This window comes from Thermococcus thioreducens (assembly GCF_002214545.1).
Lineage (GTDB): Archaea > Methanobacteriota_B > Thermococci > Thermococcales > Thermococcaceae > Thermococcus > Thermococcus thioreducens.
Window position 1 is genome coordinate 508,606 of sequence record NZ_CP015105.1, and the last position, 13,314, is coordinate 521,919.

General features: G+C 51.2%; 15 protein-coding genes. 14 read left to right on the forward strand and 1 reads right to left on the reverse strand.

The features are described from left to right. Window positions 1-24 precede the first annotated feature (24 nt). Entirely contained in the window at window positions 25-837 is an 813-nt protein-coding gene (locus A3L14_RS02845) for a hypothetical protein (RefSeq protein WP_055430111.1), read from the forward strand. 11 nt (window positions 838-848) lie between these two features. On the opposite strand, the gene udp is transcribed toward A3L14_RS02845, so the two are convergent. Then, window positions 849-1,685, reverse strand: a complete 837-nt coding sequence (gene udp / locus A3L14_RS02850) for a uridine phosphorylase (protein WP_055430110.1) — start codon at window positions 1,683-1,685, stop codon at window positions 849-851. A gap of 69 nt (window positions 1,686-1,754) precedes the next feature. Between udp and A3L14_RS02855 the strand changes: the two genes are divergently transcribed. The 13 genes from A3L14_RS02855 (at window position 1,755) to A3L14_RS02910 (ending at window position 13,185) form a co-directional block, all read left to right on the forward strand. Next, on the forward strand, window positions 1,755-2,810 hold the full coding sequence (locus A3L14_RS02855; RefSeq protein WP_055430109.1) for a pyridoxal-phosphate dependent enzyme: 1,056 nt from the start codon (window positions 1,755-1,757) through the stop codon (window positions 2,808-2,810). A 43-nt stretch (window positions 2,811-2,853) separates the two neighbouring features. After that, window positions 2,854-3,732 carry an MEMO1 family protein gene (locus tag A3L14_RS02860; protein WP_055430108.1) on the forward strand — a complete coding sequence of 293 codons (879 nt, stop codon included), beginning with the start codon at window positions 2,854-2,856 and terminating at the stop codon, window positions 3,730-3,732. A gap of 38 nt (window positions 3,733-3,770) precedes the next feature. After that, a complete protein-coding gene (mntA, locus tag A3L14_RS02865) occupies window positions 3,771-4,145 on the forward strand; it encodes a type VII toxin-antitoxin system MntA family adenylyltransferase antitoxin (RefSeq protein WP_055430107.1) in 375 nt (124 codons plus the stop codon). Beyond that, window positions 4,142-4,564 carry a type VII toxin-antitoxin system HepT family RNase toxin gene (gene hepT, locus A3L14_RS02870; protein WP_055430106.1) on the forward strand — a complete coding sequence of 141 codons (423 nt, stop codon included), beginning with the start codon at window positions 4,142-4,144 and terminating at the stop codon, window positions 4,562-4,564. The genes mntA and hepT overlap by 4 nt, the downstream gene beginning before the upstream one ends. Then, the gene (locus A3L14_RS02875; RefSeq protein ID WP_055430105.1) at window positions 4,561-5,565 is read left to right on the forward strand and encodes a mevalonate kinase; all 1,005 of its coding nucleotides are present in this window, start codon (window positions 4,561-4,563) and stop codon (window positions 5,563-5,565) included. Before hepT ends, A3L14_RS02875 begins: the two co-directional genes overlap by 4 nt. Further along, entirely contained in the window at window positions 5,562-6,359 is a 798-nt protein-coding gene (locus A3L14_RS02880) for an isopentenyl phosphate kinase (RefSeq protein WP_055430104.1), read from the forward strand. The genes A3L14_RS02875 and A3L14_RS02880 overlap by 4 nt, the downstream gene beginning before the upstream one ends. Before the next feature lie 181 nt (window positions 6,360-6,540). Further along, window positions 6,541-6,663, forward strand: a complete 123-nt coding sequence (locus A3L14_RS12005) for a hypothetical protein (protein ID WP_257789386.1) — start codon at window positions 6,541-6,543, stop codon at window positions 6,661-6,663. A 48-nt stretch (window positions 6,664-6,711) separates the two neighbouring features. Next, window positions 6,712-7,158 (forward strand): hypothetical protein, encoded by a 447-nt coding sequence (locus A3L14_RS11795; RefSeq protein ID WP_055430103.1) that lies wholly within the window; start codon window positions 6,712-6,714, stop codon window positions 7,156-7,158. A 57-nt stretch (window positions 7,159-7,215) separates the two neighbouring features. Beyond that, window positions 7,216-8,346: a type 2 isopentenyl-diphosphate Delta-isomerase gene (gene fni / locus A3L14_RS02890; protein ID WP_055430102.1), complete on the forward strand. Its 1,131-nt coding sequence runs from the start codon at window positions 7,216-7,218 to the stop codon at window positions 8,344-8,346. A gap of 198 nt (window positions 8,347-8,544) precedes the next feature. Continuing rightward, entirely contained in the window at window positions 8,545-9,336 is a 792-nt protein-coding gene (locus A3L14_RS02895; protein ID WP_055430101.1) for a hypothetical protein, read from the forward strand. Then, on the forward strand, window positions 9,336-10,553 hold the full coding sequence (locus A3L14_RS02900; protein ID WP_143597811.1) for a hypothetical protein: 1,218 nt from the start codon (window positions 9,336-9,338) through the stop codon (window positions 10,551-10,553). Before A3L14_RS02895 ends, A3L14_RS02900 begins: the two co-directional genes overlap by 1 nt. Window positions 10,554-10,755: 202 nt before the next feature. Continuing rightward, window positions 10,756-12,078 carry an RNase J family beta-CASP ribonuclease gene (locus A3L14_RS02905; protein WP_055430099.1) on the forward strand — a complete coding sequence of 441 codons (1,323 nt, stop codon included), beginning with the start codon at window positions 10,756-10,758 and terminating at the stop codon, window positions 12,076-12,078. Window positions 12,079-12,153: 75 nt separating this feature from the next. Further along, window positions 12,154-13,185 (forward strand): polyprenyl synthetase family protein, encoded by a 1,032-nt coding sequence (locus tag A3L14_RS02910; RefSeq protein ID WP_055430098.1) that lies wholly within the window; start codon window positions 12,154-12,156, stop codon window positions 13,183-13,185. Window positions 13,186-13,314 lie beyond the last annotated feature (129 nt).

Genomic DNA, 13,314 nt, shown 5'->3' on the forward strand with positions numbered 1-13,314 from the left:
ATAAATGATTTAGGGTGATAACTTGTGAATGGCATAGCCTTCTTTCAAAACGTGTTACCTCCGAAACTTCAACCCTTAATAGATGCACTTACCGTAAGAATGATAATGACGCCAAAAGAGCATTTTGTTTATTATGAAGATTATCCTCCTGAAAAATTAGAAAATTGTGAGTATGATGTTTTACCTTGTAGGGATCTAAAACGTTATTATGATACAAAAACTGGGAAGATAAGGTTAATTTTGGCAGAAAACGTTATCTCAGCTGATACGCGATTGTTTGACTTAATTGATTTGTTCAACGAGGAGCATACTGTCTATTTTGTTAAGGAAGGAAAGAGCATTGTGGGTCTTGTTCACTATTCTGACCTTAAGAAGCACCCTGTGAGAGTGTTGTTTTATCTAATGGTGGCTGAATTGGAGTCAAACCTTCGGAAAGTGCTGGAAACATATTATGGTACTAAACTTGATGATGCTATAAAAAAGCAAATAAAACCTGAGAAGCTCTCCAAGATAGAGGGTTACTTGGGTGAGGATCGCAAGAAAAATGAAAACCTGAGATATATTGACTATTTGTATCTTGAAGACCTTAGGGATATTCTGTTAAAGGATATGGGGTTGTGGAGCCTAGTGAAATCTCATTCACGGTTTAGTAGCAAAAATAAATTTGAAAGTAATATTAATCCGTTGATTGATTTGAGAAATTGGGTGGCTCACCCTGTGAAAGAAGAATTGCCAAGAAAAGAACCTATTTATCTGGTCTTGGCCAAAATGAAAGACAGAGTTATGAGATTGAATAGTGCTCTTTATAACGTGCTACAGGCTATGAAGGAAAATTAAGGGACAGTAAATCAAACCCTTTCCAACCCTGGGAACCACACCTTCTTTCCGGCATTCTCCTTCTCCTCGTCCCACTCGGCGAGTATCTTCACTGCCTCGCTGGCAACTAATGCTGCCTCCTTCTCCCCGGCCTTTCCGAACTCGTTGGTAACGCGGTTGGCGAAGACCGCGCAGACACAGCCGGCCCTCAGTCCGTATATGTTCGCGAGGGTGTAAAGGGTCGCCGCCTCCATCTCGAAGTTGGTGACGTTCGCCTGCCTCAGGTCGTCCATTATGTTCTTCGCGAAGCTCGGGAAGTAGCCCTTGAGTCCCGGTCTTCCCTGGCCGAGGTAGAAGCTGTCGGTTGAAGCGGTTATGCCGATGTGGTAGCGGACGCCCAAAGTTTCAGCCGCCTCGATTAACGCAAGCGTGACCTCAAGGTCTGCAACTGCTGGATATTCAACGCGGACGTACTGCTTTGAAGTCCCCTCAAGCCTCACCGCGGCTTTCGCTATTATCAGGTCTCCGATTTCCATCCCCGGCTGTATCGCGCCGGTGGAGCCGACGCGGATGAAAGTGTCGGCACCTATCGCCGCGAGCTCCTCTATGGCTATGGCAGTGGACGGCCCTCCGATTCCGGTGGACGTCACGCTTATCGGGACGCCCTTATACCTGCCTGTGTGTGTCCTGTATTCCCTGTGGAAAGCTATCTCCCTCGCCTCGTCCCAGAGGGAGCTTATCTTCGGCACCCTCTCAGGATCGCCGGGAAGTAAAACGTACCTTGAAACGTCCCCCGGCTTGCAGGCGATGTGGTACTGGTAGCCCTCCTCTGTCTGGGGCCTCTCGGCGGAAACAAACTTCTCAACCATGGCAACCACCTTTTTATCCACTTGTGCCATAGATATCGCTCGTGGAAATAAAAAACCTTGGGTGGTACGATGCTCGTCTGCTCACGTTGCGGTAGGGAGTACCCGGAGACGTTTCGTCTGACCTGCGACTGCGGCGGAACCCTGCTAGTCAGGCGGAACCACTTCAGCTTCTTCGGTAGCCTTCTCCCGTACCTGGACATGCGCCGCTACCTCAACTCCCTCCCCGTGGGCGGGAACTACCTCCCCCCGGCGGTGCCCGCTATCACCCCGACCGCTGCACTCCAGATAGGTCATGTCATTGGACTGTTCAAGCTCGAATACCTCCATCCGAGTGGCTCCTTCAAGGATCGTGGGACCTACGTCACCGTGGCAAAGCTCATGGAGGAAGGGATCCGGGAGGTCGTCCTCGACAGCTCCGGCAACGCGGCCCTGAGCATGGCCTTGTACTCCCTTCCGGCCGGGATAACCACCCACCTATTCGTCTCATACAATACGATGCCGGAGAAGCTCTCCCTTCTGGAGGGGCTTGGGGCGGTACTCCACTTCGTCGACGGTGACAGGATGGCCGTTCACGAAATGGCGGTGGGGTTTGCAGAGCGCGAGGGGGTAACCTACGTCTCCCACTGGCTCAACCCATACTTCATCGAGGGTACAAAAACGGTGGCCTTTGAGACATACGAGCAGGTCGGTGTTCCCGACTACGTTTTGGTCCCCACTGGGAGCGGAACGCTCTTCCTCGGCCTCTGGAAGGGCTTCACGGAATTAAAGGATATGGGCGAGATCGCGGAGCTCCCCCGGCTCGTTGCTGTTCAGGCTTCAGGTTTTGAAAGTCTCTGCGAGCGTTCGCCCCTCACCAACAGCCTGGCTGATGGGATAGCGATTCCGGAACCTCCGAGGATTGATGAAATGAAGAGGGCGATCAAGGAAACAAACGGTCTCTGTGTGAGCATTGAAGGGCCCGAAACGGTGGAAGCATTGAACTGGCTCAAGCGGGCGGGTTTTCTGGTTGAGCCTACCTCTGCCGTTGTCCTCGCGGCTCTGTGGAAGCTAGTCGAGAGCGGCGAAATTCCGGATGGTTCGAGGGTTCTTCTCCCCCTCACCGGCTCGGGCCTCAAACTGACCTAAGGTATTTAGACCTTGAGGACGATGAACCTTTGGAGGTGGGATCATGGAGGTAAGGTATCCTGCCGTCGCTGGCAGTTTTTACCCTTCGGGTGAAGACCTCTTGCTGATGCTGGGGGAGTTCTTCAGCGACCTCGGAGAGGAGGGAAGCGAGAGAAGGATAACAGCCGGCGTTGCGCCCCATGCGGGCTACGTCTTCTCGGGCTACACGGCTTCGAGAACATACAGGGCTATCTTTGAGGACGGCCTGCCCGAGACCTTCGTCATCCTCGGGCCGAACCACACCGGCCTCGGCTCGCCGATAGCGGTCTACCCCTCCGGAAAGTGGCGCACGCCCCTCGGCGACGTGGATGTTGATTCCGAGATGGCCAAGGCCATAGCGAAGCTCTCAGGAATAGCCGATTTGGACGAGCTTGCCCACAAATATGAGCACTCGATAGAGGTTCAGCTTCCCTTCATCCAGTACCTCAGCGAGCTCGCCGGAAAGGAAGTTAGAATAGTCCCGATAGCCCTCGGCATTCAGGACGAGGAGGTCTCGGAAGACCTTGGAAAGGCCATCTTTGAAGCCTCTAAGGAGCTCGGCAGGGACGTTGTGGTAATAGCGAGCACCGACTTCATGCACTACGGAGCTATGTACGGCTACGTACCCTTTAGGGCGAGGGCTGATGAGCTTCCCCACAGGATAAAGGAGTGGGACTTCAGGGTGATAAGGAGAATCCTCGATTTCGACGTTGGGGGCATGTTCAGGGAGCTCCGCGAGATGGGCCACACAATGTGTGGGCCGGGTGGAGTTGGAACTGCGGTGGTTTACTCCCGCCTTGCCGGAGCGCTTGAGGCGGAGCTGCTCCACTACACGACGAGCTTCGAGGTGAGCCGTTCAACCGATGCCATAGTAGGCTACGCGAGCATAGTCTTCAAACGCTGAACGAAAAGGCCATAAGGGATTTCTCCCATTCTTTACCCATGAACATTTGGAATGCCGTTGGAAAAATCCTTGAGCTTGGGGGAAAGAGGGTGAAGTTCGTAATTCTCTTTGGCTCCCAATCCAGAGGTGAGGCTCGAAAGGACAGTGACGTAGACCTGTGCGTTTACTACGAGGGAAGTCCCAAGGATGCATTTAAATTCCGGATGCTCGTCCTTGGAAGCCTTCCCGAGAATTATGACGTTCAGATTTTTCAGCTCCTGCCGGTTTATCTCAAGAAGGAGTGCCTCAAGGGTAAAGTCCTCTTCTGCAGAGACGAGACTTTTCTATACGACCTTGCCTACGAAACGCTCAAGGAGTGGGAGGATTTCAGGAGATACTACTACGACTACCTTGGGCTGGAGGCGATAGAATGAGGGTCGAGGTCATACGCTCCAAGATTGAAGGGATACTTGAGAGTCTCAGGCTTATTGAGGAAAACCTCCCGGATGATTTTGAGGACTTCGAATCGCTTGGTATAGTCAAGGACGGAATTTACAAGCGGGCTGAATTTGCGATTCAGAACGTCATTGACATATGTGCTGTAATAAACTCCGACCTGAGGATCACAATGCCGGAAAGGGAGGAGGACGTTTTTGAAGGGCTTGTGCGCGCCGGGATAATTCCTGAGGGGATGGCCCACAAGCTCAGGCTGATGAAGGGCTTTCGCAACATCCTTGTCCACAGATATGGGAGGATTAATGATAGACTGGCCTTTGAAGTCCTCCACGAGCATCTTAAAGACATTTACGAATTCATTGAGGTAATAGAGAATTTCTTGGAGGGTCAAGGATGAGGGTTCTGGCATCCGCTCCGGCTAAAATTATACTCTTCGGCGAGCATAGCGTCGTCTACGGTAAGCCTGCCATTGCCGCGGCCATAGACCTCAGGACCTACGTGTGGGCGGAGTTCAACGATAGGGGTGCGATAAAGATAGAGGCCAAGGACATCCGCGTTCCTGGTTTAACCGTTTCCTTCTCCGAGGACGAGATTTACTTCGAGAGCGACTACGGCAAAGCTGCCGAGGTTCTCAGCTACGTCCGTCAGGCGATAGAGCTGGTGAGGGAGGAGGCCGATGCTAATGGGAAAGGGATTACAGTCTCGATAACGTCCCAGATTCCTGTTGGTGCCGGCCTCGGTTCTTCCGCCGCCGTGGCTGTGGCGACAATCGGGGCCGTCTCGAAGCTCCTGGGCCTTGAGCTGAGCAACGAGGAGATAGGAAAGCTGGGCCATAAGGTCGAACTCCTCGTCCAGGGGGCATCGAGCGGTATAGACCCAACGGTTTCAGCCATAGGCGGCTTCATCCACTACGAAAAAGGGAACTTCGAACACCTGCCCTTCATGGAGCTGCCCATAGTCGTCGGCTACACGGGTTCGAGCGGCTCAACAAAGGAGCTCGTCGCGATGGTGAGGAGAACCTACGAGGAGATGCCCGAGGTCATAGAGCCAGTGCTCATAGCGATGGGCAAGATAGTCGAGAAAGCCCGGGAAGTAATAACCTCGGACCTCGATGACGAAATCCGCTTTGCCCAGCTCGGCAGGCTCATGAACATCAACCATGGGCTTTTGGATGCCATTGGGGTTTCAACGAAAAAGCTCAGCGAGCTGGTCTATGCCGCGAGGGTTGCGGGAGCGATAGGGGCAAAGATAACCGGCGCCGGTGGCGGTGGCTGTATGTACGCCTTGGCTCCCGAGAACCAGAGCGAAGTGGCAACGGCAATAACCATAGCCGGCGGGACGCCGATGATAACGAGGATAAGCCGCGAAGGGTTGAGGATAGAGGAGGTTCTGTCATGATAATCGTCAAAATCGGTGGCAGTGTCTTCAGCGACAAGAAAGGTGAACCGGAGAACTTTGACCATGAGACCGTGAGAAGCATAGCCAGGGAGATAGCCAAATTCTATCCCCGTGAGGACTTCATCATCGTCCACGGCGGCGGGAGTTTTGGCCACCATTACGCCAAGAAATACGGAATCAGAGAAGGCCTTCCGGAGGACTGGGATACCGCCAACTTCAGGAGGATAGGCTTCACCGAGACCCATCAGGCCATGCTCCGGGCAAACGCGAACTTTATCAAAGCCTTCATCCGCGAGGGTCTGCCGGCCTTCTCGGTCTCGACATCGTCCGTCTTCATAACCGAGAACGGTGAAGTTGTTTACGGTGACCTTGAGATAATCGAAAGGCTCCTTGAGCTCAGGTTCATTCCCGTTCTCTTCGGCGATGTCTCCATAGACCTCGCAAAGGGCATAGACATACTCTCCGGCGACCAGATCATCACCTACCTCGCCAAGATGCTTGAGCCGGAGAAGGTGATATTCCTAATGGACGTTGACGGGATCTACGATGGCAAACCCGGTGAGGGGGGACTGATTCAAAACCTCCCCAAAGGGGATATAGAGGCTCTCCTCGAAAGGCTCCACTGCACCTCAGCGGGAACCGACGTCACCGGCGGAATCTGCAACAAGCTGAGGGAGGCGAAGAAGATAGCGGAGCACTCGGAGGTCTGGTTCGTCAACGGGAAGGTTCCGGGAAGGCTGGGCGGGGCGATAAGGGGCGACGGCTTTGGGACGAGAATTAACATTGGGATTTAGTGTTCCTCTTTGCTTTGTTTGGTCTTTTACTCTGGTTTCTGTTGATTAATTGGGTTCCTGAACATTCGGTTGAAAAGTAAGAACTCACCAGAAAATCGTAATAAATTGTTACTCATAAACGGAAATATTTATAAGTCTTGGAGTCAGAAGTATTGTTGCAGTATTTAGTAGGGGTGCAAGCATGAAAAGACTGCTTGCGCCACTTGTTGTGTTGTTAATAGTGGCAAAACATGGGATAAAACAAATGATGATAGAAGATGTTTGGGGGTATTATGAGAAATATGTTCTCGGTCAGAGAAAGTGACTTTTTATTCTTATTTTTTGTTCCACAAGTATTAGTAGGGTGATACTTATGCGAACGATCTCTATAGTTCGTGGATCTTTACTGGCTGTAGCGGTTCTTTTGATTCTCTTGGGATTAACATTCGTGATTGATTATCAGCTTAACAAGGACAATCAATATTTTAAAGATCTTGATACGGTTGAGATTACTTATGGAGTCGCCACATATTTCCTTATAACAAGTGTAATATTCTTGCTTTTTGGTATGTTTTATAAAGAAAATATGAATCCTGCAGTGGACTTAGTCGTCACATTTTTCTTGGCATTGGCCGCATATGCTGGATATATTTTAGCTGTTACTGGCACGGGGAAAGACTTTCCATCATGTGGATGTTATGAAAGGCCGGAGCTTATCCGGTATTTGGGGTCACTCCTATTTCTGATGAGTTTAGCTGCTTTGATGTTAGTGTGGATCAACTTTGCCCTAAAGACATTCTGGAAAAGAGTCAGTCGATAGAAAACGAGCATCCAAAAACCTCTTAACCCCCAGCCTCAACTTTTTCCGGTGGTTGAAATGCAGGCTTTCGATAGGGAGGAGCTCACGATCATCAGGAAGTTTGAGCACATCGAGCACTGCCTGAAGAGAAACGTTCAGGCCCACGTTTCCAACGGTTTTGAGGATGTGCACTTCGTCCACATGAGCCTTCCCGAGATAGACAAGGAGGAAATAGACCTGGGTGTCGAGTTTCTCGGGCGGAAGTTCGATTACCCAATTTTCATAGCCGGAATGACCGGCGGAACAAAAGGCTCCCAGCTCGCCGGAAAGATAAACAAGACTTTAGCGAAGGCCGCCCAGGAGCTTAACATCCCGATGGGCGTTGGAAGCCAGAGGGCGATGATAAGGAAGCCCGAGACGTGGGAGAGCTACTACGTCCGCGACGTTGCCCCGGACGTCTTTCTCGTCGGCAACCTTGGGGCGCCGCAGTTTGCCGAGACAATGCCTGACAGGTACGGCATTGATGAGGCTTTAAAGGCCGTCGAGACGATTCAGGCGGACGCTCTGGCGATCCACATGAACCCGCTCCAGGAGAGCGTCCAGCCGGAGGGCGACACGCAGTACAGGGGTGTCCTGAAGGCCCTCGCCGAGCTTAAGGCCGAGTTCCCCTATCCGATTATAGCGAAGGAAACCGGTGCTGGCGTTTCGATGGAGGTCGCGATAAGGCTTGAGAGCATCGGTATAGATGCCATCGACGTCGGCGGCCTCGGTGGAACGAGCTGGAGCGCGGTCGAGTACTACCGCGCCAAGGATGAGATGGGCAGGAACCTCGCCTTGAAGTTCTGGGATTGGGGGATTAAGACCTCAATAAGCGTCGCCGAGGTCAGGTATTCAACCGAGCTGCCGATCATAGCCACCGGCGGAATGCGCGACGGGATAACGATGGCAAAGGCCTTAGCGATGGGTGCGACCTTCGCCGGCGTTGCCCTGCCTCTCCTCAAGCCAGCTGTAAAGGGCGACGTTGAGGGCGTCATCAAGGTTCTCAGGCGCTACATCGAGGAGATAAGGAACGCTATGTTCCTCGTTGGGGCCAGAAACGTCGAGGAGCTCAGAAGGGTCCCGCTCGTGGTCACAGGATTCACGAGGGAGTGGCTTGAGCAGAGGATTGACTTAGTTGAGTTTCTCAGGACAAGGCAGAGGAAAGCTTAACTTTTCTGCTTTCTAATACTCGTTTTTGTTCGCCCTTTTACACAGGCTTCTCTTGACTCGTTCTAAGAGAAAAATCGTAGTCAGAATAAATTTATACTCAAAAAATAAAGAAAAGAATCTTCACTCCAAGTAAAAAGAAAAGCTTATAGGATAAAGTTGTATAATGTTGATTGCAGACGACCAATGGAGGTGAATCACGTGAAGTGGAAGCCGTTGTTAGCAGTCCTGTTGGGGCTGCTGATGGTTGGAGTTTTGGCAAAAAATGTAAGTGCATACAAAGGACTTGGGTGGAGCAAGTATACCACAACGGTTTCTTACTATGGTAGCAGTGCGCGGGTTGATGAGACAATCTTCCTCTATGGCGAATATCCGCACATAAGTGCAGGCACTCAGCAGACACTTATCATAAGTAGCTTCACGGGAATTGATAATGAACCCCTCTGCCATTTAAGTTCTGGCTGTTTTATGTCCAAAAACAAGCGGCTGACTGTATCTCAGATCAGTGGCCCAACGAAGGTTGAATATGAGCTCTGGTGGGTAGGGGATAATGATGGAAGCGGCATCCCTTCTAACTATGCCTCTCTCATTAATGGTGCGGTAGGATATATGATAGATAAAATCGCTAGTTACATCCCCTATGCGGATCTGGTCATAGATTTCATCAAGCTTCTAACGAGATATGATTATTCTCAGATGGGACCTCAGCTTATAACTGATTCAAGTTTCTCAAGATACATTGGAGATCATATAACTGGTGGTATGATACTTAGAGTCAAACCGACAGATACGGGAAGATTGGGAAGGGGTACGTACAGTTACAGGATACGGGCTTACTCAAGGACTGAAATTTGGTTCTACGAACATTCCAGCTGGGTGTTTAACAGGAATATCAAAAGAGAGGCCAGCATACAGCCGCTTGGAATTTCGAAGTACATAAGAACGGTCTCAGTAAGTAAGGATTATACGTTAACAGTAGTTAAAAATTGGTGATGGCTATGAAAGAAAAAAGCTTTCTCGCATTACTTCTAATAGGGATTGTGCTTTTTGGTCTTTTTCTCTATTTTAGAACTCCGAATGGACCAGAAGAGAAGTCAGAGATTCCCGGGTATTCCGTAGATGAGATGTACGCCCACCATTCGTTTGAGCGAGAATTCGGAAAGTTCTCTTTCTGGGACATCGTGAGCAAAAAGGACGTTGAAACACTCCGTTCTCAGGTTGGAGATGGTAATGGGTCAAAATTTGAGGAAACCTTTTATGGAACTGGCATATACACATGGCCCCTTTACTCTTCCTACGCGTGGAATAGTATATGGAATAACGTTTCCTGCCCGAAAAACATGACCTCCAAGGAGTTCAACGCTTTAATACAAAATGTAACACCCAGATATGGGAAGTTGAGGGAGAGGCAGGAATACTATTTAATAACCTTCAAGAAGCTCGAGGGCGAAATCACAGAGCCGAGAGCGTATGCATTCTTGGCGTGGCTCGAACTTTTGCTGGTTGATAACCATGATTTAGATTATGATGAGTATGCAAGAGAATACGGCTTCTCTGAAGACGTGTGCAAATCCCTCCTGGGACTCCCAGAATATTATGAGAACTATGTCTTTCCTTACGTTGATCGCGGGATTGAACAAGTTATAAAGCTCAACTTGGAATCTCCAGGTGGAAAAGCTTTAAGCGAAAAGGCCCACAAAATAATCCAAAACAGGGAAAGCAAGTTGTTCTCTGAACTTGTCCTCATTAACAACACAAAGCAGGGGAGCTTGGAGGTCTATGGAGCATATGGATTGACTTATTACAGCCTTTCAAAAAACTTATCTGCCCAGGGATTTAATTCTCTAGCGCTCTTCTATTTCAGCTGGGCCGAAGGGTACTATAATATCTCCAAAGACGATGTCGCAAACGTCCCAATGAGACTTGATTATCCATTCAATGTGTCCAAAATTAGAGACATGGTATACTCAGAGACCAACAACCTCCTGAACCAGCTCCACAGAGACAACATTTACACCCTCGATCCACTGATTTCCCAGGTAGTGTTATATCACATCGCTAGAGTAGACTATACAGTGCTTCCAAAGCTTCAAGACAGAAATTCAGAACTGTACTTCTTGTATCCCTCAGAGGTGTACACTGAATATCTCCGGATATTGGCGAAAATTAGGGGGGTGGAGACGTTCTACGAATACTTGGTAGATCCATAAGTGGTAAGAACAGCATGGGTTCTTTACCGTTCTTTTCTTTACTGCATTTTGAAAGCCTCGCCCGTGGTCTGAAAATGTTATGGGGATTAGTAAGATAGTTGCTTGCTTTGAAAATGCACACCTTTTTAAACCCCTGCCCACAACTAAGACCAACGCAGCCCCACGCCTCAGGAGAGGCCTGGGGGCGTAAGGAGGAATAGACATGATAAAAATCCACACAGTTAGCGGTTACGAGGAAGTCGGCAAGAACATGACAGCCGTCGAGTACAACGGGGAAGTCGTTATAATCGACATGGGGATAAGGCTTGACCGCGTTCTCATCCATGAGGACGTCAACATCCAGCAGTTCCCCACGAAGGAACTCCAGAAGCTCGGTGCGATTCCTGACGATTCTTCAATCAGAAACAAGAAGGTTGTCGCCATAACCTTCACCCACGGTCACCTCGACCACATAGGGGCGGTCGCCAAGCTCGCCCCCCACTACCCGGACGTCCCAATATACGGCACGCCCTACACGATAAAGCTCGCGAAGGGCGAGGTCAAGAGCGAGCAGTACTTCGAGGTCAAGAACCCGATGTACGAGACCGAGTACGGCGAGATAGTCCAGGTGAGCGAGAACCTGGCTATAGAGTTCGTCCAGATAACGCACTCAATACCGCAGTCCGCGATGGTGGTTGTCCACACCCCTGAGGGCGCGGTCGTCCACACGGGCGACTTCAAGTTCGACAACAACAACCCCCTCGGGGAGAGGCCCGACTACAAACGCCTGAAGGAGCTCGGGAAGGAGGGCGTCAAGGTCCTCATAGCGGAATCAACCCGCGTCGCTGAACCAACCAAGACGCCGAGCGAGGCCGTTGCACAGATGCTCCTTGAGGACTTCTTCCTCTACGAGGGCATGGAGGCGGACGGGCTTATAGCTACGACCTTCGCCAGCCACATTTCTCGCCTTCAGGAGCTCATCTGGATAGCCAACAAGATGGGCAGGCAGGCCGTTCTGGTCGGCCGCTCGCTCGCCAAGTACACCGGAATAGCCAAGCAGCTCGGTCTCATCAAGATGAAGGGAGCGAAGGCCGTGAGGAGCCCAAACGCCGTCAGGAAGGTTCTCAAGGAGGTCTCTCAGGCAAGGGAGAACTATCTGCTGATAGTCACCGGACACCAGGGGGAGCCCGGTGCAGTCCTTACGAGGATGGCCAACGGGGAGCTATACGACATCGGCAAGCGCGATACGGTCGTCTTCTCCGCCGGAACGATACCCAACCCGCTCAACAGGGCACAGCGCTACGTCCTCGAGACGAAGCTCAAGATGAAGGGAGTCAGAATGATAAAAGACCTCCACGTCAGCGGCCACGCCAGCAGGGAAGACCACCGCTACCTCATCAGAATGCTGAACCCGGAGAACATAGTTCCAGCGCACGGTGAGTTCAGAATGCTGACCCACTACGCGGAGCTGGCCGAGGAGGAAGGCTACCTGATAGGCAGGGACGTCTTCGTGTCGAGGAACGGCTACATGGTCGAAATACGCTGAACGTCGAGGGCAAAACTGATAAACCGTTGCCCTATTTTTCCTTTAGGTTGTTTTCATCACTCACGGGGTGATAGAATGGGGAAGTACGATGAGCTGTTCGCAAGGGTTAAAGAGACCGCAAAGGACGTTGATAAGGCAATATTCGAGCTCATCCCTGAAAAAGAGCCGGATAAGCTCTATGATGCAGCCAGACACTATCCACTCGCGGGCGGAAAGAGGGTTCGTCCGTTCGTCGTCCTGAGGGCGGCTGAAGCCGTCGGCGGCGATCCAGTCAAGGCGCTCTATCCAGCGGCCGCCGTCGAGTTCATCCACAACTATTCGCTGGTTCACGACGACATAATGGACATGGACGAGCTGAGGCGCGGAAGGCCGACCGTCCATAAAATATGGGGCGTCAACATGGCAATCCTCGCCGGAGACCTGCTGTTCTCCAAGGCCTTCGAGGCGGTAGCTAAAGCGGAGGTCAGCCCAGAGAAAAAGGCGAGGATTTTAGAAGTCCTCGTCCAGACTTCCAACGAGCTCTGCGAGGGGCAGGCCCTCGACATCGAGTTCGAGACGAGGGAAGAGGTCACAGTTGATGAATACCTCAGGATGATAAGCGGCAAGACGGGTGCGCTCTTCGATGGCTCCGCAACGATAGGCGCTATCGTTGGAACTGAGGACGAGGAGTACATTCAGGCGCTCTCGAAGTGGGGGAGGAACGTTGGAATAGCCTTCCAGATATGGGACGACGTTCTTGACCTCATAGCCGACGAGGAGAAGCTCGGAAAACCCGTCGGTAGCGACATCAGGAAGGGCAAGAAGACGCTCATAGTGGGCCACTTCTTTGACAATGCAACTGAGAAGGACAAGGCCGAGTTCCTGAAGGTCTTCGGCAAGTACGCCGGCGACGCCAAGGGCGACGCGCTCATCCACGACGAGAAGGTCAAGGAAGAAGTTGCCAGAGCTATCGAGCTCCTCAGGAAGTACGGCAGCATCGATTACGCCGCAGAATACGCTAAGAACCTCGTCAGGGAGGCAAACGAGGCCTTGAAGGTTCTCCCGGAGAGCGAGGCTAGGAAGGATTTGGAGCTTTTGGCGGAGTTTTTGGTTGAGAGGGAGTTCTGAGCTTTACTCCTCTTTTTCCGCCAGAACCATCCCACAGGAGGATGCTCCGTCCCCTTCTTCCACTTTTCATGTGCTTTATCCCAGCGCTCCAGAAGTTCGGCGCGCTTTTTCTCGTCTTTTATCTGCTCC

What these genes read in the sequence shown, in the direction of transcription:
- udp (WP_055430110.1), bottom strand. Translation starts at nt 1,685, where the DNA reads ATGGTTGAGAAGTTTGTTTCCGCCGAGAGGCCCCAGACAGAGGAGGGC.
- A3L14_RS02855 (WP_055430109.1), top strand. Translation starts at nt 1,755, where the DNA reads ATGCTCGTCTGCTCACGTTGCGGTAGGGAGTACCCGGAGACGTTTCGT.
- A3L14_RS02860 (WP_055430108.1), top strand. Translation starts at nt 2,854, where the DNA reads ATGGAGGTAAGGTATCCTGCCGTCGCTGGCAGTTTTTACCCTTCGGGT.
- mntA (WP_055430107.1), top strand. Translation starts at nt 3,771, where the DNA reads ATGAACATTTGGAATGCCGTTGGAAAAATCCTTGAGCTTGGGGGAAAG.
- hepT (WP_055430106.1), top strand. Translation starts at nt 4,142, where the DNA reads ATGAGGGTCGAGGTCATACGCTCCAAGATTGAAGGGATACTTGAGAGT.
- A3L14_RS02875 (WP_055430105.1), top strand. Translation starts at nt 4,561, where the DNA reads ATGAGGGTTCTGGCATCCGCTCCGGCTAAAATTATACTCTTCGGCGAG.
- A3L14_RS02880 (WP_055430104.1), top strand. Translation starts at nt 5,562, where the DNA reads ATGATAATCGTCAAAATCGGTGGCAGTGTCTTCAGCGACAAGAAAGGT.
- A3L14_RS12005 (WP_257789386.1), top strand. Translation starts at nt 6,541, where the DNA reads ATGAAAAGACTGCTTGCGCCACTTGTTGTGTTGTTAATAGTGGCAAAA.
- A3L14_RS11795 (WP_055430103.1), top strand. Translation starts at nt 6,712, where the DNA reads ATGCGAACGATCTCTATAGTTCGTGGATCTTTACTGGCTGTAGCGGTT.
- fni (WP_055430102.1), top strand. Translation starts at nt 7,216, where the DNA reads ATGCAGGCTTTCGATAGGGAGGAGCTCACGATCATCAGGAAGTTTGAG.
- A3L14_RS02900 (WP_143597811.1), top strand. Translation starts at nt 9,336, where the DNA reads ATGGCTATGAAAGAAAAAAGCTTTCTCGCATTACTTCTAATAGGGATT.
- A3L14_RS02905 (WP_055430099.1), top strand. Translation starts at nt 10,756, where the DNA reads ATGATAAAAATCCACACAGTTAGCGGTTACGAGGAAGTCGGCAAGAAC.
- A3L14_RS02910 (WP_055430098.1), top strand. Translation starts at nt 12,154, where the DNA reads ATGGGGAAGTACGATGAGCTGTTCGCAAGGGTTAAAGAGACCGCAAAG.